Raw genomic sequence first — 24627 nt, forward strand, 5'->3', positions numbered from 1 at the left:
CATCGCCTCATCCAGGCGCAACCCTTCGCGGTAGGGCCATGCCAGAACCGGCACCCGGACGCCCGGCATCTCCTCGGGGCGGTTGGCGGTTTCAAACGCCACATGGGTCGCGCCGGACTGGACGCCAACACGGTTCAACAGATCGGCCAGCTCAAACCCGTTCCACGGCACGACCATTGACCACGCCTCTACGCAGCGGAACCGGTAGATGCGTTCTTCGATCTCAACTTCGGACAGGATGTCCTCCATTGAATAGGTGCCGGGGTTGTCGACCAGACCGTCAATCTCGACGGCCCAGGGCGAGGTCGTCAGGGTGTGGGCGTTCTCTGAGGGGTCCGATTTCCCGGTCCCGAACTCATAGTAGTTATTGTAGGTGGTGATCTCTTCCCAGCTATTGGGCTCCAGCGCGTCTTGGGCCTGCGCTGCGCCGCCGATCAGACCCGCCCCCAACAAGCCCCCCGCGCCTGCCATGATCTGGCGGCGGTTCAGGAACTGATGTTCCGGGGTGACATCGTCATAGGTCAGTTTCGAGGTGTAGCGGCGCGCCATGATGGAAGGTCTCCTTATCCTGCATTCAGGTATTGATGCCTCATAAGTAGCGCTCCGCCCAATAGGTGACATGGATTATCACGGAAGGGTTAGACGGGCGTGATCCCTTCGCGCGGCGAGGAAGGACCGGCGCGCATGGCGCGGCGCAGCCTGAGGAGCAGTCTGCCGAAACTCATTCCGCCGGAAACAAACGGTCCATCGGCAGGCTGCTGCCATCGGGTTGCACCAGCCGCACGTGTTGTCGGCGCATCCGGCGCGGCTCGCTGACACCGACGGAATGGGCGATCACCTCTACTTCTTTCACCATGTTCCTGGCGTAATTGGCCACACGCACTTTCTTGTCGGCGACATTCAATCCCTCCTGGAACCTGGGGTTGTTGGTCGTGATTCCCGTGGGGCAGGTATTCTTGTGGCACTTGAGCGCCTGAATACAGCCCAGCGCGAACATGAACCCGCGGGCCGAGGTCACGAAATCCGCACCGGCGGCCAACGCCCATGCCACATCGCCGGGGGTCACCAACTTGCCGCTGGCCACGATGCGGATGCGGTCCTTGAGACCGGCCTTGGCACGGATATCGGCCAGGATCGGCAAGGCCTCTCGGATCGACATGCCCACAAGGTCCATCAGCGGCATCGGCGCCGCCCCCGTGCCGCCCTCTCCGCCGTCGAGCGTGATGAAGTCTGGCGCGCTTTCGACCCCGCGCTCCTTGATGACGGCAAAGAGGTCCGCAAAGACCTGCGGATCGCCCATCACCGTCTTGATCCCCACAGGCTTGCCCGTGACCTGCCGGATATGGGCAAGCAGATCCAACAACTCCTCCACGTTCGACGCTTCCCGGTGCCGGTTCGGGCTGATCCCGTCGACGCCTTTTGGCAACCCGCGAATACTTGCGATTTCATCGGTGATCTTGGCGGCGGGCAGGATGCCGCCCTTCCCGGGCTTCGCGCCTTGGGCCAGCTTCAACTCGAACATCTTTACCTGAGGTTTCGCCGCCATCTCGGCCAGCAACCCGTCATCCAACGCGCCCTCGGAATCACGCACCCCGTATTTGGCGGTGCCAATCTGGAACACGACATCGCAGCCGCCCTCCAGATGGTAGGGTGACAGGCCGCCTTCCCCGGTGTTCATCCAGCATCCCGCCGCCTTGCATCCGTGCGACAGCGCGGTGACGGCGGGCTTGGAAATGGCCCCGTAAGACATGCCCGACAGATTGAAAAAACTTCTCGCCATATAAGGAGTGTCACAATGGGGCCCGATCATCAGCGGTTCCGAACTGGAAAACTGGTCATCAAGGGGCGGAAACGCCGAAGGCACGAACAGCGGCGTGCCCACCACCGCGATGTTCCGGGTAGAGCCGAACGGCATCGTTGATGACTTCCCCTTCCCCGCGTGTTTCACCCATTCCCTTTGCGCCCGGTTAAACGGCAGTTCTTCGCGGTCCATTGCAAAGAAGTATTGCCGAAAGAATTCCCCCAGGGTGCTGAACAGGCTGCGAAAGCGGCCCAACACCGGATAGTTGCGCCGGATCGCATCGCTGCGTTGGGTGCGGTCGATGATGAACAGCACCACCACCACCGCTGCCGCGATGCCAATCGCCAGCCAGAAGGCGATCGCCATGGCTTCAAGGAAGACCGAAACGCTCTCCATCGTTGGTAGGTCCATGTCGTATCCTCCAAAGTGTCTGCCATGCACCATGGCCAAACTGTTCGGCCCTTCGCAAGCGCCAGAACGCGGCGTGGTGTGATCTTGATGTGCCCATGACCTAGGCCCGGCGGAACGCTTGACCACAAAAAAGCCGCCCCACGCAGAGAGGCGTGGGGCGGCGATTGATATACCATTGATCTACCTTCTCCGGATCTATCCGGGGCGGATCTTGGTGAAGCGTGGGTTAATGCACCACAGCTTCGTCTGGCTTGGGCCGGTTCGATGGGGCCACGCGGTCGCCCACGATCAACCCATCGACCCCGGCAGTGACCGAGATGTCCGATCCGTCGTGGACATCCCCGGCCAAGATCATCTCGGCCAATTGGTCCTGCAACGCCCGCTGGATCACCCGCTTCAACGGCCGCGCACCGAAGACAGGATCATAGCCCTCATCGGCCAGCCATGTTTGCGCGCTCTCATCCAACGAAAGCTGGATCTTACGCTCGGCCAGACGGCGCTCAAGACGGCCCAACTGGATTTTGACGATCCCGTCCATGTCCTCGCGGCTGAGGCGGTCAAAGACGATCATGTCATCCAGACGGTTCAGGAACTCGGGCCGGAAATGCGCCCGTACCGCTTCCATCACGTCGCTTTGCGCCTGCGCCGCGTCGGCCCCTTCGGGCAGATGGCTCAACGCTTGGCTGCCAAGGTTCGAGGTCAGCACGATCAACGTCTGCTTGAAGTCCACCTGACGCCCCTGACCGTCGGTCAGGATACCATCGTCAAGCACCTGAAGAAGCACGTTAAACACCTCTGGATGGGCCTTCTCGACCTCGTCGAACAAGATCACCTGATAAGGCCGGCGCCGGACCGCTTCGGTCAGCACGCCGCCCTCATCATAGCCCACATACCCCGGAGGGGCGCCGATCAGACGGGCCACAGAGTGCTTCTCCATGAACTCCGACATGTCGATGCGGACCATCGCCTGATCGTCGTCGAACAGGTACTCGGCCAGCGCCTTGGTCAGCTCGGTCTTACCCACGCCCGTCGGCCCCAGGAACAGGAAGCTGCCCAAAGGCCGCCCCTCGTCCTGCAAGCCTGCACGCGCCCGGCGCACCGCCCGAGAGACCGCGCTTACCGCTTGCGTCTGGCCGATCACCCGCTTGCCAAGCTCGTCTTCCATGCGCAGCAGCTTTTCACGCTCGCCTTCCAGCATCTTGGCCACGGGAATACCCGTCCACCGTGCGACAACCTCTGCGATCTGCTCAGGCAACACGGCTTCCTCGACCAGCACATCCTCTGGCTGCGCTTCTGCGGCCTCCAGCTCCTTTTCCAGCTGCGGAATGACGCCGTAGGAAAGTTCACCCGCCTTCGCGAGGTCACCATTCCGCTTGGCCTGATCCAGTTCAGCGCGCGCGTGATCCAAACGCTCCTTGATAGAACGCGCAGATTCCAGTTTGTCCCGCTCGGCCTGCCATTGCGCGGTCATCTCTGCGGACTGTTCCTGCAAGTCGCCAAGCGCCTTTTCCAGGGTCTCAAGCCGATCCTTGGACGCCGCATCGCTTTCCTGCTTCAGGGCTTCCGCCTCGATCTGCATTTGCAGGATCTGGCGGTCCAGCGCGTCGAGCTCCTCGGGCTTGCTGTCCACTTCCATCCGCAGACGGCTGGCCGCCTCGTCCATCAGGTCGATGGCCTTGTCGGGCAGAAACCGGTCCGTGATGTAGCGATGCGACAGGGTCGAGGCCGCCACCAGCGCAGAGTCGCTGATCCGCACACCGTGGTGCAGTTCATACTTCTCTTTGATACCGCGCAGGATCGAAACGGTGTCTTCCACCGTCGGCTCTTCCACCACAAGCGGTTGGAACCGCCGGGCAAGGGCCGCGTCCTTCTCCACGTATTTGCGATATTCATCCAGCGTCGTGGCACCCACGCAATGCAACTCACCCCGCGCAAGCGCAGGCTTGATCAGGTTGGCAGCATCCATAGCACCGTCGGATTTACCGGCACCGACAAGTGTGTGCATTTCGTCGATGAACAGAATGATCTCTCCGGCGGCATCGGCGATTTCCGTCAGGACGGCCTTCAGCCGCTCCTCAAACTCGCCACGGTACTTCGCGCCCGCAATCAATGCGCCCATGTCCAGCGACATCAGCGTCTTGTTGCGCAGGCTTTCCGGCACGTCGCCGTTGACGATGCGCAGGGCCAGACCCTCGGCAATCGCGGTTTTACCCACGCCCGGCTCACCAATCAGAACCGGGTTGTTCTTGGTGCGGCGCGACAGAACCTGCATGGCGCGGCGGATTTCCTCGTCACGGCCAATAATGGGGTCAATCTTGCCTTCACGCGCGGCCTCGGTCAGGTCGCGGGCGTATTTGTTGAGAGCGTCATAGTTGTCTTCCGCCGATGCGCTGTCAGCCGAGCGTCCCTTGCGCAGATCATTGATCGCCGCATTCAGGGATTGCGCGTTCACGTTGCCCTCATCCAACGCCTCTTTCGCGCCGGATTTGACCATCGCCAAAGCCGTCAGCACACGTTCAACCGGCACAAAGCTATCGCCTGCTTTGGTGGCGACCTTCTCGGCCTCGTCCAAGACTTTGCCAAGCTGCTTGTCCATATAGACCTGCGCCCCGTCGCCGGTGACGACAGGCAGTTTCGCCAACTTCGCATCAAGGCTTTCGCGCACCCGTTCCGGGTTGCCGCCCGAGCGGCCAATCAAATTGGTCGCCAAGCCTTGGTCATCATCCAGCAGAGCCTTCAGAAGATGTTCGGGCATCAGTTTCTGGTGGTCTTCGCGTTGCGCAATGGTTTGGGCGGCCTGAAGAAAGCCGCGTGCGCGATCAGTGAACTTTTCTAAGTTCATGGTGTTTCTCCTTACGTTAAGCGCCCGGATCGCAGCACCCGCTTAAGCGGCATACCGACTGTGGGCCTCGCTCAATCATATGGGAACCGGATGGCTGGTTCGCAACAGGGGAACAGCGGCTATCCTTTTCCCCGCGATAACACCCCCGCGCGGCCCCATATCGAGGGCAAGAGACGTTATTTCCCTTTTCCGTCTCGGGCTGCGCTGCCCTCCCCACACCGGCGCAGCCGACTCTATACGCCGTGGCATTTTCCGCGCGCGTCGATCCGGGTCGCTGTCTTGGTGTTCGGCGGCCCGGATCATTTACCTTTGGTAAAGGGTAAGGGGAACCATATCTCGACATAAAGCGTTTCGTCCTTACATAGTGCCCACAGTCGGTGCCTTTGTGACCCGCCTAGCTGGAGTGATGCTCATGACGATCAATTGCCTTAGCCTCCACCGCGTCGCCTACGACGCTGCCACCCGCGCCTTTCACGCCGAAGCACAATACGTCGATGCCACCGGCATCAAGCGCCGGGGCGTCGTTTGGCACGGTCCCCTCACTGCCGAGTTCAAGCGCATCACCGGTGGTTTGCGCGACGCTGCCATGAGCACGAAGAAACCGGCCTAAGTGGACTTCCCCCCAAGGCGCGTTTAATCAGCGCCTAATCAGGGGGAGATGCAGAATGTCGGACGATCGTTTAATTGTGGCACTAGACGTGCCCAACGTAGTGCAAGGCCTCGCGCTGGCCGAGAAACTGGGCGACACCGTGTCGTTCTATAAAATCGGTCTTGGTATGTTGACCGGCGGCGGCTTGGCTTTGGCGAACGAGCTGAAGCAAGAACACGGCAAACGCATTTTCCTTGATATGAAGCTGTTCGACATCAGCGCCACGATTGAAGCCGCCGTACGCGGGCTGGCGCAGTTCAACCTCGATTTCCTGACCGTCCATGGTGACCCCCATGTGGTCCGCGCCGCGAAAGAGGGTGCTGCCGGCAGCGACACCAAGATCCTTGCCGTGACTATCCTGACCTCTCAGGACCGAGGCGATCTGGACGATTGCCTGATCCGCGACGGCGCCATTCCTGATCTGGTGGTCGAGCGTGCGGGCCGCGCGTTGGAGGCCGGGGCCGATGGCGTCATCTCTTCGCCGCAAGAGGCCGCCATGATCCGCGCCCTCCCCCAAGCCGAATGCCGCTTGATCGTAACCCCCGGCGTGCGCCCCACAGGCTCCGCGTCCGGCGATCAGAAACGCATCGCGACACCTGCCCAGGCGATTGCCGACGGGGCCGACCACATCGTTGTGGGCCGCCCGATCTGGCAACACCAAGACCCCCGCGCCGCGGCGCAGATGGTGCTGTCAGAGCTTTCCTGACCCTAACCGTGCGGCGGGATCTTCACCGCCGCCACGTTCTCGGCGGCAAAGCAGATCGCGTCGGGCAGCCAGAACCGCGCCTCCAGGCTGCGGTGCTGGGTTCCGGCGAAGCCGATCCGGGGCGGTTCCATGTTGATCTCTTCCCGGCCCAAGGTGGGATGGGCCATATCCATCAACACACAGGCCATCGCGGCGATGCCTTCGGGCGTCGCCTCCAGAATCAACTGGTCCGCTTTGGCCGGGGCAAACGCCATGCGATCGGCGTCGTCACTCCACCCCAATGCGAAGAACGGGCGGTCCAACTCCTCTACCCGGTGAACCGGGGCCATGTCGCTGCTGGCAAAGGGATGCCGCCACACTTCCTGCGGCCAGTATTCATAGCTGGCGAAGGTGATCGGCGCGGTTTGTTTCAGCTTGTGATCCCGAGGCATCGGCCGCGCGATGCGGGCGTAGAACACTTGCACGTGGCTTTCGGGATGAGTCAGGGTCAGCCCCGCCCAGTCGCGGTCCGACAGCAGCAGATGCATCAACCACAACCCGATGCGGCGGTAGCCCTCAGGATCGGCGACAGCGTTGAAACCGGGGGCCTGATCGACAATCTCGAAGGGCATATCCCCGTCGCCCGCCCACCCAAGGGACCGCTTGAAGCCGGTATCCACAGCGAAGCCATCAAAGACACTGTGGTCGGCCAGATTGTCGGGGAAGTCAGCGGCCATGAAGATCAGGTCGTCATCGGCCGTCAGCGCCGCCGCCTTTTCAGACAGCGACACGTAGTCATTCAAGTCAGTCATTGATGTCGTGGTCGAAGTTTTTCACCTGCCCCTGGAACACGCCCAACCAGCGGCGCAGCCCCAGCCAGGCCACCAACGAGCAAAGCGCGAAGACGATCGCCAGGGCGGGGACCGACATTGGGACGCCCACCAACAACAGCACCGCCACGACGCCCGCGCCGATGCCGAAACCCAACAACACGTAGGACGGCAGCAGGACCTCTCCCACCGCCAGCGCCACGGCGGCGACGCCCCACACCCACCATTGCGACCAGAGCGGGTCCATCACCCACGCCCTTTCAGCATCTGGAACGCCTTGCCGAAGGCATCCGCGGCATCGGCAGGCACGACGATCGTGCTATTGCCCGCCCCCGATGCCATCTGGGCAATGCCTTTTACCTGCTCCAACGCGATGTTGTATTGCACCGCTTCCAAGCCGCCCTTGGCGATAGCTTCGGCCACAACGCCGGTGGCGTAGGCTTCCGCATCCGCCGTAATCCGGCGTGCTTCGGCTTCCTGCTTGGCGGCGTACAACTCCGCGTCCGAGGCCAGCTCCACCGCACGGCGTTCGCCTTCTGCACGGGTCACCGCAGCGCGGCGTTCGCGTTCCGCGTTCAACTGCTGAAGCATCGCGTCGCGGGTGGCCTGGTCCAGGTTCACGTCAAGAATCTCGGCGCGCGTCACCTCAATCCCCCAATCGTCCACCGCAGATTCCACCTGCGCCTTGATCGAGGCGATCAGGGCAGACCGGTTCGATTGCACCTCGTCGAGGTCCATCTTGCCCATCTCGGCCCGGACGATACCGGCCACGGTTGTGGCAATCGCGCCATCCACATCACGGATACGGTAGACTGTCTTTTCCGGCTCCAGGATGCGGTAGAAAACAGATGTGTCGATCTTCACCAACACGTTGTCCTTGGTGATCGCGTCTTGTTCCGCATTGGGCAACTGACGCTCCAACACCGACACCTTATGGGCGACCCGGTCCAGAAATGGCACGATCAGGTTGATCCCCGGCCCAAGCACCGACTTGAGGCGGCCAAAACGCTCCACCACATATTTCTCGGACTGCGGAACAATCCGAATGCCCAGATAGATACATAGAATAATGAATAGGGCGATTGCGATGGTCAGCACGCCGCCACCACCAAGCCCGCTTAGAATGTCTTCCAGCATGGATAAAATACCTCTGATTTGATCTTCAGGCTTCATAATATAACGATATGGGCCATTGGCGGCGTTACAGCCAGCCCAAATCGACCTAAGGGAAACCCGCATTTCAGCCGACAAAGGGGCGCTTCATGGCACTTCGCGCCGCAAATCCCGATGATCTCTTGCAGGTCGAGGCTCTTGTTCGCGCGGCCTACACCCCTTGGATTGCCCGGATCAACGCCACCCCCGGCCCGCTGAACGACGACTACGCAGACGCAATCGCACAGGGTTTGGTGCAAGTGTTTGAGGCCGATCGCGGGGTCGAGGCGTTGCTGGTCCTGATCCCTCAACCCGACGCCCTGCTGCTCGACAACCTGGCCGTGCACCCGGACGCCCAAGGCAAAGGCCACGGCACGTATCTGATGGGCGTGGCGGCACAGGCCGCGATTTCCCAAGGGTTTGACCGTATCCGGCTTTATACCCACGAAGGGATGGCCGCCAATATCCGCCTCTATCAACGCCACGGCTACGCCATTACGCACCGCGTGACAGAGCGTGGATTGAACCGCGTCTATATGGAAAAACGCCTAAGCCAGCCGGATACGTAGCGGCCCCTTGCCGGGCATCCGCGCAATCTCTCCGCGCACTTCCAGCTCCAGCTTCACCGTGACCACGTGCCAGCCGAGTTTCCCAAGGCTCTCCAGCTGATCCCCGCTTAACTCGGCCCCCACCGCATCGCGCAGGTCCTTGTTGGCCATCCCCTCTGGCCCCGCCGCGCCGACAACCTTCAAAATCGCCTCGCGCATCAGGTCAAACTTCCACGCCGGGATATTCGTGGTCCCGTCGCGCCCTTCTGCCGGTGTTCGGCAAGCGACCCTTGGTTCCTGCGCCATCTGCTGTCTCCTCCATCTTCCCGAACCCTATTGTTTTTGGCAGCAGCCCGCCTCCCCCATCTTTCGACGCGCTCCGAATGGGCGTATCATCCCCCCATGCCAAGCCTCTGCCGCGATTGCCTGGAAACCTTTGATGAGGCGCGTCCCCCGACGCGTCGGTGCCCGGCGTGCCGATCTCCGCGCGTGGTGACGCATCCGGAACTGTTCGACCTGTCCATCGCCCATATGGATTGCGATGCGTTCTACGCCTCGGTCGAGAAGCGCGATAACCCGGAATTGCGTGACAAGCCTGTCATCATCGGCGGCGGCAAACGCGGCGTGGTCTCGACCGCCTGCTACATCGCCCGGATCAAGGGCGTGCGCTCGGCCATGCCGATGTTCCACGCCCTGAAACTCTGCCCCGAAGCCGTCGTGGTGCGGGGCCGAATGGAAACCTACGTGGAAGTCTCCAAACAGATTCGCACCCTGATGGAAGAACTCACCCCCGCCATCGAACCGCTGTCCCTGGATGAGGCCTTCATGGACCTCACCGGCACCGCCCGTGTCCACGGCAAGCCCCCCGCCGCGATGCTGGCGCGCCTCGTCAAACGCATGCGCGATGAGATCGGGATCACCGGCTCCATCGGCCTGTCTCACAACAAGTTTCTCGCCAAGATCGCCTCCGACCTCGACAAACCCCGGGGCTTCTCGGTGATCGGCGCGGCCCAGACCCAAGACTTCCTGCACGACAAACCCGTGCGCCTGATCTGGGGTATCGGCGCCGTGGGCCAAGCCTCCCTCAACAAGGCCGGCATCCATACCTTCAGCGACCTGCACCGATGGGACCGCCAAGCCCTGCACGACCGCTTCGGCACCATGGGCGAACGTCTCTGGCACCTCGCGCGGGGCGAAGATCACCGCCCCGTCAAACGCGACCGCGCGGTGAAAGGGGTGTCGAATGAAACCACCTTCAACGACGACATCTCAGACGTTGACCTGCTCGATGGTCACATCTGGCGCATGGCCGAGAAGGTATCCGACCGCCTCAAAGCCAAGGAAATCGCCGGGCGCACCGTGACCCTCAAACTCAAACGCGCCGATTTCAAACTGATCACCCGTCGCGCCACCCTGCCCGATGCGACCCAAACTGCTGACCGTATCTACGCCACCGCGCGCGCCCTCTTCGACCATATGGACCACCCCTCCATGGACTTACGCCACCCCGGCGTGGGGCCCTACCGCCTCTTGGGCGTCGGCGTCTCGGACCTCGCCCCGCAACACCTGGCCGACCGCGAGGGCAACCTGCTCGACCCGCAAGAGGCCGCCCGCCTCAAGGCCGAACGCGCCACCGATGCCATCCGCAACCGCTTCGGCGCCGACGCCATCCTCAAAGGCCGCGCCCTCCGCTAGACCGCCTCCCCCCTTCACCTTGGCCATACACCTCCGGGGTAGGTGCTCTTTTCCCCGAAAAGGGCACCAAGGGGCAGCGCCCCTTCCTCTTGAAAATGGAAATCCGCGTCAGCGGGCAATTCTCTGAAGAATCACTCCGCCGCCAAGGGCACCCGGCCCGGCATTGCGCCGATCACCCGCGCCAGAACCTGCGCCATCGTTTGCTTCATCGCGTCAAAATTCCCGTTGGGCCGCACCATCCGCTCCTCCATGTAGAGGCTCCGATCAATCTCGACCTGTACCGCGTGATGGCCCCTCGACGGTCGCCCATAGCGCTGCGTGATGTGGGCGCCCGCAAACGGCGCATTGCGGCTCACGATCAACCCGGCGTCCAGAAACCCCTGCTCCAGCACATCCACCACGTCACCATCAGCCGATGCGCCGAACCGATCGCCCAGAACGATCTGCGGGCGGGGGATGCCGGGGCGGGTCACGGCGTCCAAAGCCTCGTGGGGCATGGAGTGGAAATCCAGCAACACCGCCTGCCCAAACTCTGCCCTCGCCTCCTCCATCAACCCGTCCAGCTTGGCGTGATAGGGCGTCCAAATCTGGGAAATCCGCGCCTCAGCCTCAGCCCTTGTTAGCTTTCCGCGGTAAATCGCGCGTCCATTGGCAACCACGCGCGGCACCACGCCCAAGCCCGAATTGATCCTTGGCGACTGCGCGCCCCGGGCCACTCCTTCCACAAGGGCCGGGTCCAACTCGTTGGCGTCTCGGTTCAAATCAAGGTAGGCGCGGGGCCATTCCGCGGCCAGCAACGGCGCCCCCAACGACGGCGCATCGGCCACCAGACAGTCCACGAACGCATCCTCCGAGGACCGGATCACCCGCTCATCCAGCACCGATGCCGCCAAAAACGCCGGCGCGTAGTGGCGCCCGGAATGGGGCGAGGCGACCACAACAGCGCTGGTTGTTTCGCGCGGCAACTCAAGACGATAAGCGGGGTGCATGGGGGCTCCGGCCACAAAAAGACACCTCTCAGTATAGCTTGAGTTTTTGCCGCTCCAAAAGCCCTTGCGCGTGGGGGGGCAACCTTTTATACGCCCACTCACCCACGCGGTCCCCGCGCCCGGTCTATGTCGTCAGACTAGCCCAAATGGCGCGATCCAAAGGGGTAAGGGCGATTAGCTCAGCGGTAGAGCACTTCGTTGACATCGAAGGGGTCACTGGTTCGATCCCAGTATCGCCCACCAACCGCGACTTTTCTTTTGAAAAGTCTGCGGCGGCTGCATTTTTCTTTGAAAAATGTCAGCTTACCAAGCACGATTTTTCTTCGAAAAATCTGTGCAGCCGAATTTCGACTTTCCGCAAGAAAGTCTGAAATCGGAAAGACGACAAGGGCCATCACGGTCCGCCAAGAATTCACCGAACGCCTCGTGCGTTCAGACCGAAACCAGGCGCAGCTGACGCGCCGCGACGAAGGAGAGACCCATGAAGGTCAAGAACTCACTCCGCTCGCTCAAGAACCGCCACCGCGACTGCCGCGTTGTGCGCCGTAAGGGCCGCGTCTACGTCATCAACAAGACGCAGCGCCGGTTCAAAGCCCGCCAGGGCTAAGGTCATTTGAGCGACCCAGAATTTAAAAAGCCGCCCCTTTCGGGCGGCTTTTTTCTTGGCCGATAACTCCGTGCGACGTGCCCGGCAATAAGCCGCTCCGGCTGCAAACCGCCAAAACCTTGGGGTCAGGTTCTCCGCCATATCCTCGCGGCCCCGGCTTCGCTAAAAAGCCTCAAGACACGATCACCGAAAGGCCCGCGCCATGACCCTACGCCCGATTCTCTTTGCTGCCCTTCTGGCCGCGGCACCCGTGGCTGCCTTGGCGCAAAACACGCCCACCTGTGATCCTTCCACCACCTCCTGCCCCAGCCCCACTGCGGGCGGCACGGCGGGTGTGAACGTCGACCCCTAAGCCCTATCGCCCCTCGCGGGCCTGCAATTGTTGCATGGTATAGCTCTGCGCGATGGGCCCCGCATCGCCGGGGATGAACCGAGGGTCCTGCCCCACACACCCCAATCCACAAAGCTGCACCGCCACGGCGCGGCGATAATCCACGAACCACAACCGCCCGCCGGGGGTGGCGATATAGCCGTTGACCTGTTCGGCAATGTCGCCGCGCATATCGTCCGTGCTTGGCACTTCGCTGTCGGCGGAAGGGTCAAAGCCCGCGTGGGTGTGGAAACTGGCAACGACCTCGACAAAACGGCTCTCGTCGGCACGGCTCAGACACCCCCAAGTGTCGCCACGGGTCACTTCCGTTGCGGTCAACTGACCGCCGGGCAAGCGCCCGATATAGCCGCAATACTCTCGATTCTCTGCGAAGCTGCGGGCTTGCAGTTGCAGCAACGCGCCTCGGGCGGCGGCCAGTTCGGCGGCATCTTGCGCCGTCGCCTGGCTGGCCGCCAAGAGGATCGTGGCCGCAATCGCTGCGGCCACCAAAGTGGGTACTTTCACTCAACGACTCCGTTCAGTTGCAAGATACCGCCCACGGTTTCGGCCAGCAGACGCACCACAACGTTCTGAGCGAGATAGCCGGTCACGTCCATCCCCCGCGCTTGCTGGTACCGGCGAATCGCACGGCGGGTGCGGTTATCAAAACGGCCATCCACACGTCCCGGCTCAAGACCCAACACCTGCAAGCGCTGCTCGATGAGAGAGCGGGTGACAGGCGGCAAGTTCAACGCCGCCTCGCGGGCCTCCAGCTGCGCGATCTGCTGCGGGGTGAAGCCGCCACCGTTGCCGCTTAGCTGGTTGATCCGCCCCTGGGCTTGCTGCCGAAACGCGCCATTGGGGAAGTCGTTCAGGTAGCCGCGATAGGCGGGCACCGTATCGTTGCCACGGGCCGTATCCCATGCGGCGCGGTCCCGGGCTTCGGCCTCGGCGCGGGCGGCGCGTTCAATCTCGTCCAGGCGCGCTTCGGCTTCCTCGGCGAACAGCCCGTCAGGGTAACGCTCCAGATAGGACCGCAATCCGCTTTCGGAAACGCCCTGCCCGGTTACCTGCCAATAAGCGCGGTCTGCCCGTTCGCGAGCCTCTCGCGCCTCTTGGGCGGCCTCTTCCAGCTCTGCGGCGCGGGCGTTGGCCTGCTGCGCCAGCGCGTTCACCTGTGGCCCATCGAGATACCCGGTGACCGAGTAGCCTCGGGATGTCTGCCAGCCACGGATCGCATTGCGCGTGCCGGTGCCAAAAATGCCGTCGATGCCGCGCGTGTCGTACTCCAGGATCGACAGGCTGCGCTGGATTTGCTGGCGCTGGTTGCGGTTCAGCCCCAAGGCTTCCTCTGCCGCGCGGGCAATGGCGGTGGGGTCGTTCTCGAACGCATTGACCCGTGCCTGCGCATCGCTGGCGTAAAATCCGCTAGGATACCGCGCCAGGTAAGCGCGGTAGGCGCCCAGAGTGTCCAACTCTACCGCCGCATTCCATAGCGCCACCTCATCGGCACCGGGCTGTGTCGGGTTTTGTGGCGTCGTGGGCGGCTGTTGCGGCGCCGGGCCGGCCGTGGCCGCAGGGAAATACGGCACGGCAGAGGAGACGAACCCGAAGGCCCTCAGGTTGCCCACATCGCGCACCGCCTGCGCCAGATCGGTCCCCGGCATCATCAAATGCGCCGTGGTGAAGCTTGCCAGATCCTCCGGATCGCCCGCCAGAACGGTCACGCCCTGGGGCGCATCAATGCGCCCGACGCCCGCCCCAAGGCCGGTGCCCAGATCAATCCTGCGGCGCTCCAGCCCCAGCATCACGACGGATCGGCCCGGCGCATTGGCGGCGACCTCCATCAGAACCGAGACACTCAGGCCATCGCCCCCCACCGTCGCCAGAGAGGTCTCGTTCGCTTGCGACCCCAGCAGCCAGCTATCGCTGTCGGAGCGGGCAAAATGGCCCACCGCCGCGATCAAGATGCGCTCGTCCTCTCCGGCTTCCAGCAGTCGCGACAAGCCTTCACGCAGGTCAGCCCCGTTACCATCGGTCACCGTAATCACGTTGAACCCCGCATCCAACAGCCGCGAGCGGAGCTGCTCCACCGGCTGCGCGTTGCGCAGGTTTTGCGCGTGGCGATAGCTGTCGTTCACCATCAACAACGCCGTATCGGCATGGGCCAGCGGCGCGGATAGCGCACCGATCAGCGTAGAAAGAAGCGCCGCAGACAGGGCGCGGGGGCGTAAAAGCATAGGAACAATCTCCGGATCAGAATCGTTTAACTTTTGAACGCTACCACGGTCATGCGCCGTTAACGGATAACGAAACTCCGGGAACGGGCCGCAAATGGCCGTCATTCAATAGCAAGCGGCGCTGAACTGCCGAAAACCACACGTTGTCGCGATGGGGCCTAGTACGACCGCCGAAAGCGCCCATCTAATGAAACGAACCAGACCACCCGCCCTTTAAGGAGGCGTCGAAGATGTCCAGATTTACCCTTGCAGCCGCCTCGGCCCTGTCCCTTGCCGCGATGTTTCCCGCCGCGCCAGCTTCGGCACAGTTTGAGCAGCAAAGCGTGCAATTCTTTCTTGCCGCCGATGTGGACGGGGATGAGCGTTTGACGCTTGACGAGTTTCGCACCTTCATTCGCCTGATGGCCGACGCCGGCGCGCCGATGTCGGTGCGCATCGACCGCCTTTCCGCGTTCCGCGTCGCGTTCGCTCAGGTGGACACCAACGGTGACGGCCTCGCCACGCCCGCTGAACTCCGCGCCGCCGAAAGCCGGAACTGATTTGCTCCCTCAGTCGTAACTGCCTCAGTCGTAACTGCGCTGATCGTCGATCACCTTGCCATCGTTGGGCAAGCTGCCAGAGGCCAGCACCTCGACGCTCCCGCTCAGCTTCAAGGTGGCTTTCACCGCCTCGGCCAGCGCGGCTTCGTCGGTCCCCGTGGCCTCGACCTGCACGTGCATCACGTCTTTCTCGCCGTCCCGGCGCGCGATGACGCGGGCCTTTTCCACGCCCGTCTTGGCGACCAGGTCGGCCACCTGTTCAGGGCGCACAAACATGCCCTTGATCTTCGTCGTCTGGTCGGCGCGGCCCATCCACCCCTTGATCCGCTTGTTGGTCCGCCCGCAGGGGCTCTGCCCCGCCATGATCGCGCTCAGATCGCCGGTGGCAAAACGGATCAGCGGATAATCGGGGTTGAGAGAGGTCACAACGACTTCCCCCACTTCGCCCTCTGCCACCGGATCTCCGGTGCCGGGGCGCACGATCTCCACGATCACCCCCTCGTCGAGGATCATTCCCTCCATCGCCGCGCTCTCATAGGCGATGTTGCCCAGATCCGCCGTCGCATAGCACTGCAAACAGGCGATGCCGCGATCCGCATATTCCTGCCGTAGCGACGGGAACAATGCGCCCCCGCCCACAGCCGCGCGGGTGAAATTCAACGTCTCTCCCATCTCCTCGGCTTTATCGAGGATCACCTTCAGGTAATCCGGCGTGCCCGCGTAGGCGGTGCAGCCGATGTCCTTGGCGGCGCGTACCTGAAGCTCGGTCTGGCCGACGCCCGCGGGCAGAACGGCCGCGCCCACGGCCCTTGCGCCACTCTCAAAGATCATGCCCGCCGGGGTCAGATGATACCCAAAACAATTCTGGACGATATCACCCTTGCCGATGCCCGCCGCGTGCAGGAAGCGCCCCATCCGCCACCAATCGTGGCTGACGCCTCCGGGCTCATAAATCGGGCCGGGGGATTGGAATACATGGGCCACATTGCTGACCGCCATGCCGCCGAATGGCGGGTTCTCGGCCTGCCTTGCCACCAGATCGGACTTTCGCAGAACCGGCAGACGGGCCAAGTCGTCCAACGAATCCAAGGCGCCGCCGGGCACCAGGCCACCGTCTTGGGCCTCGGCCTCGCGCAGCCTGGCCAATTGCGCGTTCACGACGACCAATTGCTCTGCGGCTCGCTGGTCTGCACTGCGCGTCTCTAGCGTGTCGAAATGCGGCTGGCTCTTGTCTGGCATTTCCTTGGTCCTTTCACGCGCGCCCTCAGGCGATCACATCATTTCGGCAAAAACGGTGGGTCGCCCCCGGCGCAGCACCCGCGCGCCCAACAGCTCAGCTCAACCAGCGCTTGCGGCGCCGGTACGACCGGACATCGCGGAACGACTTTCGCCCATCATCGGACATGCCCAGATAGAACTCCTTCACGTCGGGGTTCTCCCTCAACTCCGCCGCCGGGCCGTCCATCACCACGCGACCGCTCTCGAGGATATAGCCGTAATGGGCAAATCGCAGCGCCACATTGGTGTTCTGCTCGGCCAGCAGGAAGGTCACCCCCTGCTCTTCGTTCAACCGCTTCACGATACCGAAAATCTGCTCCACCAACTGCGGGGCAAGACCCATGCTCGGCTCGTCCAGCAAGATCGTCTCGGGCCGCGACATCAACGCCCGCCCGATCGCGCACATCTGCTGCTCTCCGCCGCTGGTATAGCCCGCCAACGAGGTGCGCCGCTCCTTCAGCCTTGGGAAATATTCGTAAACAAGGTCCAGATCCGCCGCGATTGCCCCGCGCCCATCCTTGCGCGTGTAGCTGCCCGTCAGCAGGTTCTCCTCAACGGTCAGATGTTCAAAACAATGGCGTCCTTCCATGACCTGAATAACGCCCCGCTCCACCAGATCCGAGGGGTTCAGATCCTGCACCTTCTCTCCGCGATACGAAATCGCGCCCTTGGTGACTTCCCCGCGCTCGGAATGCAGCAGGTTGGAAATCGCCTTCAACGTCGTGGTCTTTCCCGCGCCATTGCCGCCCAGAAGCGCGGTAATCCCGCCCTTGGGCACCTTCAATGACACGCCCTTCAACACGAGGATCACGTGGTTGTAGATCACCTCAATATTGTTGACCTCCAGCAGCGTCTCTGCCTGTGCATCAACATCAGTCACCTGATCCAACATCGCGTCCGTCCTTGTCCCATCGGATGCGCGCAGCGGCCTCTCTTGGCACTACCCGCTCCTTCATCTTGGCAAATACAACTCAATTCCGACGGCGACCCAAACGCCGCCGCCGGAGTTTTCAGATCAGCTCTCGCCGCACTGAGATTCGATCCCGTTCTCAGTCGCATATTGCGCGGAATCTTCCGCAACCAGCGGATCAATGACGCTATCATCGGGGGCGATAAAGTCAGTCAGCGTGACCCACTGTGATCCGTCCCACTGCTGCATAATCGCCATGCCGCTGCCACCGTGGTTCTCGCAAGAAACCGAGAACTCAGGCCCGATACCGGGCATGCCCAGTTCTTCCATACGCGCGTTGGTGATGTTCAGCGCTTCCATGCCGTCGCGCATCATAGACGCGTCGATGTCTGCCACGCCGTGGATCTCCTGCGCCATGGCCGCCGCTTCGGCTGCCAACATCGCCGCATACATGCCGCGCGTGTAAAGCACGTTGCCCAGGTTGCTGCCGTCGCCCGCGTTCAGACCGGCGTCGATCACCATCTCCTGAATTTCAGCAAACACGGGCATATCGCCCAAACGGTTCATGTTCAGGGACCGGTAGCCCGCGGCATCTGCACCCGCCGATTCAACGTCATGATCGGCACCAGCCCACCAGTTACCGATGAAGTTCTCCATCGGGTAGCGTGTATTGATGGCTTCCTGAATGGCAACCTGGTTCATCACGCCCCAGCCCCACATCACGACGTAATCGGGACGCTCCCGGCGGATTTGCAGCCATTGGTTGCCCTGCTCTTGACCCGGGTGATCCACAGCCAGCTGAGTCAGTTCAAACCCGTGCATTGCACTCAACTCTTCCAGCGTGCGGATCGGCTCGCGACCATAGGCCGAGTTGTGATACAGCAGCGCGATGGTCTGCCCTTCGAGGGAGCCGTCGTTCTCTTCCAGCAGCTGGTTCACGATCACCGAGGCCGCGTCCCAGTAGTTCGCCGGGTAGTTGAAGACATGGCTGAAGACGTCGCCATTGGCGGCAGAAGTCCGGCCATAGCCCATCGTGTGCAGCGGGATGCCGTCGGCGGTGGCGCGCGGGATCAACTGGTAGGTGATGCCGGTGGACAGCGGCTGATAGACCAGCGCGCCCTCGTCGCGGGTGCTCTCGTAGCATTCCACGCCGCGCTCGGTGTTGTAGGCGGTCTCGCACTCCACCACGCGGGCCTCGACGCCGCCGATGCCGCCGTCACGGGCGTTGAGCAGTGCGAAGTAGTCCTGATACCCGTCCGAGAACGGAATGCCGCCTGCCGCATAGGCGCCCGTCCGGTAGCTGAGGTCGGGGAACACAAGGTCCGCCATCGCGGGCGTACCAGCCACCATTGCGCTGGTCACAGCCAGCAGTGTCAGTTTTTTCATCGGGTCATTCCTCCCATGGATTAGTTCCGATTTATTCCTTCCCCACGCCTCCCAGCGCCGGGGTCTTCAATGTGACCGCTCTTTGGTCGGTCTCCTCACGGCGCCCCCTAGTGCGGGAACGGCCACAATCTCAATTTCTCTTTTGCCAAGGCCCACAGCCGGGCCAGCCCGTGGGGCTCCACGATCAGGAAGAACATGATCAACCCGCCCACGATCACGAACTGGAAATGCGCGCTCAGCGCCGTGTCCATCCCGAAGGTATCGACCAGCAACACCTTCAACACGACCGGCAGCAGAACCATGAACGCCGCGCCCGCAAAGCTGCCGAAGATGCTTCCCAAGCCGCCAATGATGATCATGAACAGCACGAGGAAGCTCTTGGTGATGCCGTAGGCTTCCCCCACTTCCGCCGCGCCCAGATAGACGGTGAACAGCAGCGCGCCCGCGATGCCCACATAGAAGCTCGACACCGCAAAGGCCGTCAGTTTTGCCTTCAACGGGTTCACCCCGATGATCTCGGCGGCGATATCCATGTCGCGGATCGCCATCCACTGCCGGCCCACACTGCCCCGCGTCAGGTTCCGCGCGACCCAGGCCAGCACGAAGACGAACAGGAAGCAGAACAGGTACTTCGCCCAGGATTCCGCATTCGGGCCGGTGACCGGCACATTGATGAAGTAGAAGAAATCCCGCTCTGGCGCGCTGATCTGGCCCGAGGCCGAGTAGTTGTAGAACCACGGCACCTTGTTGAACAACCAAACGAGGAAGAACTGCGCCGCCAACGTCGCAACCGCCAGATAGAACCCCTTGATCCGCAAGCTCGGCAAGCCAAACGCCACGCCAACCATCGCCGTCATCACGCCGCTCAGCAACGTGACCGAGATCATGTCGAGCCCCGGAAACGCGGTCATCAGCTTGTAGGACGTATAGGCCCCCACCGCCATGAACCCGCCGGTGCCAAGGCTGACCTGCCCGCAATAGCCCGTCAGGATGTTCAGCCCGATCGCCGCGATCGCATAGATCAGGAACGGGATCAGGATCGAATTCGCCCAGTAATCGTTCAGAACGAACGGAATAACCAAGGCCCCGACGACCAACACAAAGTAGTAGCGATAGCGATCAAACAGGATCGGAAATGTCTGGCTGTCTTCGCTGTAGGACGTTTTGAAATCGCCCGCTTCCCGGTAAAACATGGCTCAGACCCTCTCGATGATTTTTTCGCCGAACAGGCCCTGGGGCCGGAAGACGAGGAACAGAAGCGCCAATACGTAGGCGAACCAGTTTTCCGTGGCTCCGCCGATCATCGGACCGACCGAGAATTCAAACAGCGCCTCTCCGACGCCAATGATAAGCCCGCCGACAATGGCGCCGGGGATCGACGTGAAGCCGCCCAGCATCAGCACCGGCAACGCCTTCAGCGCGATCAAGCTAAGCGAGAACTGCACGCCAGACTTGCTGCCCCACATGATCCCCGCCACCAGCGCGACGATTCCCGCCAGCGACCAGACCAGAACCCACACGTAGTTGAGCGAGATCCCAACGCTCAGCGCCGCTTGGTGATCGTCCGCCACCGCCCGCATCGCGCGGCCATTCTTGGTGTATTGCGAATAGGCAATCAGCCCCATCACAAGGATCGCGGCGATCAGCGTGGCGGCAATATCCAGATTGTCGATGAAGAAACCGTAGCCGAAGACTTCAAACGTGGTGATGTCGATCCAATCGTTGATCCCCTGCGGCAGCCCCACGTCGAGGTTGCGAATCTCGCTGCCCCACATCAGGTCGCTCACGCCTTCAAGGAAGTAGGCCAGCCCGATCGTGGCCATGAACAGAATGATCGGCTCTTGGCCCACCAGATGTTTGAACACGAACCGTTGCACCAGATAGGCAAAGGCGATCATCACCAGCACCGTCAGCAAGATCGCCCCCAGCGCCGGGACGTGCCAGCCGAAGTGGTGGATGTCGGTGCCGAAGATCTCGTTGATCAGATGCGCAAAGGGCACCCTGCCGTCCTGAATGCCCACCAACGTCATCGCCGCAAACAGCGCCATGACCCCTTGGGCATAGTTGAAGATGCCGGACGCCTTGAAGATCAAGACAAACCCAAGCGCCACCAGCGCATACATCACCCCGGTCATCAGCCCGTTGAGCGTGACCTCCATCGCGAAAATTAACTGGTCAGGCATGTCTCAGCTCTCCAAATTCGTTTCAATGACGGTCAGGTGCATCGGCGTGGCTTCCCGGTCGATTTCGATCTCTAGGCGCGGCTCTCGCAGCGTCGTCGTTTGAAGGGTGGGGGGCTGACGATCGATGCGAATGTAATCGCCCGACGCAACTGCCGCTTCGGCCCAGGGCACGACTTGCGCCTCGATCGGGCCGTTGATGGCGCAATATTGGACGACTGCACCGGGCAAGGCCCGTTGCAATTCCCATGCCGCGTCGTCTGGGCGCCAAGTCTCCCACGCCGCGCGGTGCGGGACGCGGGTTAGCCCGGTCACATCGGTTTCGCGGACCTCCAGCATCGGCGTCAGGCAACGGGCTTGGAACGCCTCGAAACTGCCTTCGATCTGCGCCGAGGCCGGGGCCGCCAGCGCAAACGCGGCGACGGCCGCCGTATGCACGAAAAGTGCGCCCCGTGTGTACAGAATGTGTACAGCCGATTCAGTCATGGGCCACGCCCAGATACGCGTCGATCACCTCTTGGTTGTTGCGCACCTCATCGGGCGTGCCGTCGCCAATCTTCTTGCCGTAATCCATCACCACGACGCGGTCGGAAAGGTCCATCACCACGCCCATGTCGTGCTCGATCAAAACGATGGTGGTGCCGAACTCATCATTCACGTCGAGGATGAAGCGCGACATGTCTTCTTTCTCCTCCACGTTCATGCCCGCCATCGGCTCATCCAGCAGCAGAATCTGCGGCTCGGCCGCCAAGGCGCGGGCCAGTTCGACCCGCTTCTTAAGACCATAGGGCAAGCGGCCCACGGGCGTTTTGCGGATGGCTTGAATCTCAAGAAAATCAATGACTTCCTCAACCTTCGCACGGTTCGCAACCTCTTCCTTTTCGGCTTTGCCCCACCACATAGCCTGGCCCAGAAGGCCCGAATTCATGTGGTTCAGTCGCCCGGTCATGACGTTGTCGAGAACGCTCATCCCCTCGAACAGCGCGATGTTCTGGAACGTGCGGGCGATGCCTTGGCGCGCCACCTGATAGGGCCGCATCGAGGGTCGTTGCGCCCCGCGATACATGACCTGGCCTTCTTGCGGATTATAGAAGCCGCTGATGACGTTCAGCATCGAGGATTTCCCCGCCCCGTTCGGGCCGATGATCGCCCGAATCTCGCCTTCGCGCACGTCGAACGAGATGTTCTTGATCGCCTCAACCCCCCCAAATCTAAGGGTAATTTCGCGCATCTCCAAAACCACAGGCCCAATCTTGCGCCCATCTGCGGTTACGTGACCTTCTGCCTGATCAAGCATTATTCAAATCTCCGACCCTGTGGGATGGTGGGTGGGGCGTCGTGCGTTCAGCACGCGCGTTTTGCGCAGCAAACCCACCCATCATTCCGCCGCCATCTGGGGGTTGCCCACGTTAACCGTCGCTGCATCAATGATCTGCAAAGTGGCCGTGATCTTGCCCTTCCGGCCATCCTCGTAGGTCACTTCCGTCTCGGTGTACTGCTCTGTTTTTCCACCATAAAGCGCATCCAGAAGGTCAGCGAACTTCTCTTCCACGATCCGACGGCGCACCTTGCGCGTACGGGTCATTTCACCGTCATCGGCGTCCAGTTCCTTGTGCAACACAAGGAACCGCGCGATCTGGCAATGGGCCAGCATCGGGTCTTCGGCGACGGATTTGTTAACCGCTTCCACATGCCCCTTGAGCGAGGACAGGACCTGCGGATGCCCCGCCAATTCCTGATAAGACGCATAGGCGATATTGTTGCGCTCAGCCCAATTGCCGACGGCGCTCAGATCAATGTTGATGAAGGCAGTGCAGAACTCTTTTTCCGCCCCAAAAACAACGGCTTCCAGAATGTCAGGGTAGAACTTCAGCTTGTTCTCCACGAACTTCGGCGCGAACAGCCCGCCTTGGGCCATTTTGCCCACATCCTTGGCCCGGTCGAGGATACGCAGATGCCCCGAGCCTTCTTCGATAAAGCCCGCGTCACCGGTCGCGACCCAGCCTTCGGGATCTTTGGTCGAAGCGGTGCTTTCGGGGTTCTTGTAGTATTCCACGAAGGTGCCCGGAGAGCGGTAGAACACCTCTCCATTCTCGCCGATCTTCAGCTCCACCCCCGGCGACGGCACGCCAACCGTATCGGGGCGCACTTCGCTGTCGGGTTGCTGTGTGATGAACACGCTGGCTTCGGTCTGGCCGTAGAGCTGTTTCAGGTTGATGCCCAAAGCTCTATAGAAATCAAAGATTTCCGGCCCAATGGCTTCGCCCGCTGTGTAACCCACGCGGACCCGGCTCATGCCCAGGGTGTTCTTGAGCGGCCCGATCACCAGCGCCGTGTCGATGGCGTAAACAATCCGGTCCCCAAGGGTCACGTGCTTGCCGTCCAGAATCCTTGGCCCGATGATCTTGGCCCGCGCCATGGCGCGATCGAACATGCCTTTCTTCAGCTTGCCGGCGTCTTCCATACGGATCATCACGCTGGTCAACAGCGTCTCGAACACACGCGGCGGCGCGAAGAAATAGGTGGGCCCGATCTCGCGCAGGTCGGTCATCATCGTTTCCGCGCTTTCGGGGCAATTGACGCAGAAGCCCGACCAATAGGCCTGCCCGATGGAGAAGATGAAATCCCCCACCCAAGCCATTGGAAGATAGGCCAGAACCTCGTCTTCCATCCGCAGGTTATCGAACTCGCACGACGCCTTGGAGGTCTCGATAATGTTGCGATTCGACAGCACAACGCCCTTCGGCTTGCCCGTGGTGCCCGAGGTATAAAGCATCACACAGGTGCTGTCGTAGGTCAGCTCGGCCTCACGGGCCTGCAATTCAGGCAGCAAACGCTGACGCGCGGCGCGGCCTTCGGCCTGCACGTCGTCCAGCGCATTCATCATGGTGTGGTCGTATTTGCGCATCCCGCGCCGGTCCAGGTAGATGATCTGCTCGATCCCTTGCAGGGATTCCTGCGCCTCAATCACCTTATCGACTTGTTCCTGATCGCCGCCGATGACGAAGCGGGCACCGCAGTGCTCCAGCACGTATGTCATTTCTTCCGCGACGGCGTCTTGGTACAATGGCACCGGCACGCCGCCAGCCATTTCAACGGCCACGATGGACCAATATAAAGCGGGACGGTTGCGGCCGATGACGGCGACATAGTCGCCCCGGTTCAGACCAAGGCCGATCAGACCGAGGGACAATGCCTCGATCTCTTCCAGCGTCTCGCTCCAGGTCCAGCTTTGCCAGATTCCGTATTCCTTTTCGCGGTACGCCGCGCGGCCCGCGAATTCAGCCGCATTGCGGCGCAGAAGCGCAGGCACGGATTGCAGCGCGCCTGTCGACGGTTTTGTATCAGCCAAACTATCCTCCCTTCGCCGACCCTCCCGGCCGACATGTGTTCTGTACGCTCTCTGGTTCGGAGCGTTACGCGAACAGCACCACCGTGGCACAAAAGAGTTGTCGGTCAAGAGTTACGTGACTTTGTCGCAATTCTATCAAATTGTAACAGCGCCTCGGGCGGCC

At 61.8% G+C, this 24627-nt stretch carries 25 protein-coding genes and 1 tRNA gene (1 of these 26 cut by a window edge); 8 read left to right on the top strand and 18 right to left on the bottom strand.

The genetic code is table 11. The features are described 5' to 3' along the window. The 3 genes from msrP to clpB all read right to left on the bottom strand — a co-directional run. Positions 1-549, bottom strand: the 5' portion of a protein-coding gene (msrP, locus tag AADW23_RS02330) for a protein-methionine-sulfoxide reductase catalytic subunit MsrP (protein WP_341862917.1). 357 nt of this gene lie to the left of the window's left edge; 549 of the gene's 906 nt are visible here — the first part of the coding sequence; it begins with the start codon at positions 547-549; its stop codon lies beyond the left edge, outside the window. Between the two features lie 172 nt (positions 550-721). Next, positions 722-2212 (bottom strand): FMN-binding glutamate synthase family protein, encoded by a 1491-nt coding sequence (locus AADW23_RS02335; protein ID WP_341862918.1) that lies wholly within the window; start codon positions 2210-2212, stop codon positions 722-724. A gap of 226 nt (positions 2213-2438) precedes the next feature. Next, positions 2439-5054 (bottom strand): ATP-dependent chaperone ClpB, encoded by a 2616-nt coding sequence (gene clpB, locus AADW23_RS02340; RefSeq protein WP_341862919.1) that lies wholly within the window; start codon positions 5052-5054, stop codon positions 2439-2441. Between the two features lie 412 nt (positions 5055-5466). Between clpB and AADW23_RS02345 the strand changes: the two genes are divergently transcribed. Further along, complete coding sequence (locus AADW23_RS02345; protein ID WP_341862920.1) at positions 5467-5664, top strand: hypothetical protein; 198 nt, start codon at positions 5467-5469, stop codon at positions 5662-5664. 55 nt (positions 5665-5719) lie between these two features. Continuing rightward, on the top strand, positions 5720-6409 hold the full coding sequence (pyrF, locus tag AADW23_RS02350; protein WP_341862921.1) for an orotidine-5'-phosphate decarboxylase: 690 nt from the start codon (positions 5720-5722) through the stop codon (positions 6407-6409). 2 nt (positions 6410-6411) lie between these two features. On the opposite strand, the gene AADW23_RS02355 is transcribed toward pyrF, so the two are convergent. The 3 genes from AADW23_RS02355 to AADW23_RS02365 are packed head-to-tail and all read right to left on the bottom strand — an operon-like array spanning position 6412 to position 8355. Continuing rightward, on the bottom strand, positions 6412-7200 hold the full coding sequence (locus tag AADW23_RS02355; RefSeq protein ID WP_341862922.1) for a hypothetical protein: 789 nt from the start codon (positions 7198-7200) through the stop codon (positions 6412-6414). Continuing rightward, entirely contained in the window at positions 7193-7465 is a 273-nt protein-coding gene (locus tag AADW23_RS02360) for a hypothetical protein (RefSeq protein WP_341864261.1), read from the bottom strand. The genes AADW23_RS02355 and AADW23_RS02360 overlap by 8 nt, the downstream gene beginning before the upstream one ends. Then, entirely contained in the window at positions 7465-8355 is an 891-nt protein-coding gene (locus AADW23_RS02365) for an SPFH domain-containing protein (protein WP_341862923.1), read from the bottom strand. The genes AADW23_RS02360 and AADW23_RS02365 overlap by 1 nt, the downstream gene beginning before the upstream one ends. A gap of 125 nt (positions 8356-8480) precedes the next feature. On the opposite strand from AADW23_RS02365, the gene AADW23_RS02370 reads away from it, so the two are divergent. Continuing rightward, on the top strand, positions 8481-8939 hold the full coding sequence (locus AADW23_RS02370; RefSeq protein WP_341862924.1) for a GNAT family N-acetyltransferase: 459 nt from the start codon (positions 8481-8483) through the stop codon (positions 8937-8939). On the opposite strand, the gene AADW23_RS02375 is transcribed toward AADW23_RS02370, so the two are convergent. Continuing rightward, the gene (locus AADW23_RS02375) at positions 8919-9224 is read right to left on the bottom strand and encodes a hypothetical protein (RefSeq protein WP_341862925.1); all 306 of its coding nucleotides are present in this window, start codon (positions 9222-9224) and stop codon (positions 8919-8921) included. The genes AADW23_RS02370 and AADW23_RS02375 overlap by 21 nt on opposite strands. A 96-nt stretch (positions 9225-9320) precedes the next feature. Between AADW23_RS02375 and AADW23_RS02380 the strand changes: the two genes are divergently transcribed. Then, positions 9321-10613 carry a DNA polymerase IV gene (locus tag AADW23_RS02380; RefSeq protein ID WP_341862926.1) on the top strand — a complete coding sequence of 431 codons (1293 nt, stop codon included), beginning with the start codon at positions 9321-9323 and terminating at the stop codon, positions 10611-10613. 131 nt (positions 10614-10744) lie between these two features. Here AADW23_RS02380 and AADW23_RS02385 read toward each other — a convergent pair whose 3' ends face one another. Then, on the bottom strand, positions 10745-11602 hold the full coding sequence (locus AADW23_RS02385) for an N-formylglutamate amidohydrolase (protein WP_341862927.1): 858 nt from the start codon (positions 11600-11602) through the stop codon (positions 10745-10747). A gap of 168 nt (positions 11603-11770) precedes the next feature. On the opposite strand from AADW23_RS02385, the gene AADW23_RS02390 reads away from it, so the two are divergent. The 3 genes from AADW23_RS02390 to AADW23_RS02400 all read left to right on the top strand — a co-directional run bounded on the left by AADW23_RS02390 (position 11771) and on the right by AADW23_RS02400 (position 12561). Further along, positions 11771-11845, top strand: a tRNA-Val gene (locus tag AADW23_RS02390). A 238-nt stretch (positions 11846-12083) separates the two neighbouring features. Then, entirely contained in the window at positions 12084-12209 is a 126-nt protein-coding gene (gene ykgO / locus AADW23_RS02395) for a type B 50S ribosomal protein L36 (RefSeq protein WP_008562923.1), read from the top strand. A 202-nt stretch (positions 12210-12411) separates the two neighbouring features. Next, positions 12412-12561, top strand: a complete 150-nt coding sequence (locus AADW23_RS02400; protein WP_341862928.1) for a hypothetical protein — start codon at positions 12412-12414, stop codon at positions 12559-12561. 3 nt (positions 12562-12564) lie between these two features. Here the strand turns inward: AADW23_RS02400 and AADW23_RS02405 are convergent, their stop codons facing one another. Next, the gene (locus AADW23_RS02405; RefSeq protein WP_341862929.1) at positions 12565-13104 is read right to left on the bottom strand and encodes a DUF4329 domain-containing protein; all 540 of its coding nucleotides are present in this window, start codon (positions 13102-13104) and stop codon (positions 12565-12567) included. Beyond that, entirely contained in the window at positions 13101-14819 is a 1719-nt protein-coding gene (locus AADW23_RS02410; RefSeq protein ID WP_341862930.1) for a peptidoglycan-binding domain-containing protein, read from the bottom strand. The genes AADW23_RS02405 and AADW23_RS02410 overlap by 4 nt, the downstream gene beginning before the upstream one ends. Before the next feature lie 230 nt (positions 14820-15049). Here AADW23_RS02410 and AADW23_RS02415 point away from each other — a divergent pair, with 230 nt between their 5' ends. Continuing rightward, complete coding sequence (locus AADW23_RS02415; RefSeq protein WP_341862931.1) at positions 15050-15358, top strand: hypothetical protein; 309 nt, start codon at positions 15050-15052, stop codon at positions 15356-15358. Positions 15359-15382: 24 nt separating this feature from the next. On the opposite strand, the gene AADW23_RS02420 is transcribed toward AADW23_RS02415, so the two are convergent. The 8 genes from AADW23_RS02420 to AADW23_RS02455 form a co-directional block, all read right to left on the bottom strand. After that, positions 15383-16597: a phenylacetate--CoA ligase family protein gene (locus AADW23_RS02420; protein ID WP_341862932.1), complete on the bottom strand. Its 1215-nt coding sequence runs from the start codon at positions 16595-16597 to the stop codon at positions 15383-15385. A gap of 94 nt (positions 16598-16691) precedes the next feature. Then, the gene (locus AADW23_RS02425) at positions 16692-17528 is read right to left on the bottom strand and encodes an ABC transporter ATP-binding protein (protein WP_341862933.1); all 837 of its coding nucleotides are present in this window, start codon (positions 17526-17528) and stop codon (positions 16692-16694) included. A gap of 123 nt (positions 17529-17651) precedes the next feature. Beyond that, on the bottom strand, positions 17652-18932 hold the full coding sequence (locus AADW23_RS02430) for an ABC transporter substrate-binding protein (protein WP_341862934.1): 1281 nt from the start codon (positions 18930-18932) through the stop codon (positions 17652-17654). A gap of 107 nt (positions 18933-19039) precedes the next feature. Further along, the gene (locus AADW23_RS02435) at positions 19040-20125 is read right to left on the bottom strand and encodes a branched-chain amino acid ABC transporter permease (RefSeq protein ID WP_341862935.1); all 1086 of its coding nucleotides are present in this window, start codon (positions 20123-20125) and stop codon (positions 19040-19042) included. Between the two features lie 3 nt (positions 20126-20128). Next, the gene (locus AADW23_RS02440) at positions 20129-21115 is read right to left on the bottom strand and encodes a branched-chain amino acid ABC transporter permease (RefSeq protein WP_341862936.1); all 987 of its coding nucleotides are present in this window, start codon (positions 21113-21115) and stop codon (positions 20129-20131) included. 3 nt (positions 21116-21118) lie between these two features. Continuing rightward, the gene (locus AADW23_RS02445) at positions 21119-21598 is read right to left on the bottom strand and encodes a hypothetical protein (RefSeq protein ID WP_341862938.1); all 480 of its coding nucleotides are present in this window, start codon (positions 21596-21598) and stop codon (positions 21119-21121) included. Then, positions 21591-22409, bottom strand: coding sequence for an ABC transporter ATP-binding protein (locus AADW23_RS02450; protein WP_341862939.1), 819 nt, complete (start codon positions 22407-22409; stop codon positions 21591-21593). The genes AADW23_RS02445 and AADW23_RS02450 overlap by 8 nt, the downstream gene beginning before the upstream one ends. Before the next feature lie 81 nt (positions 22410-22490). Then, positions 22491-24464, bottom strand: a complete 1974-nt coding sequence (locus AADW23_RS02455) for an AMP-binding protein (protein WP_341862940.1) — start codon at positions 24462-24464, stop codon at positions 22491-22493. Between the last annotated feature and the right edge of the window lie 163 nt (positions 24465-24627).

It is taken from the genome of Gymnodinialimonas sp. 57CJ19, from assembly GCF_038396845.1.
In the GTDB taxonomy this organism is placed as follows: domain Bacteria; phylum Pseudomonadota; class Alphaproteobacteria; order Rhodobacterales; family Rhodobacteraceae; genus Gymnodinialimonas.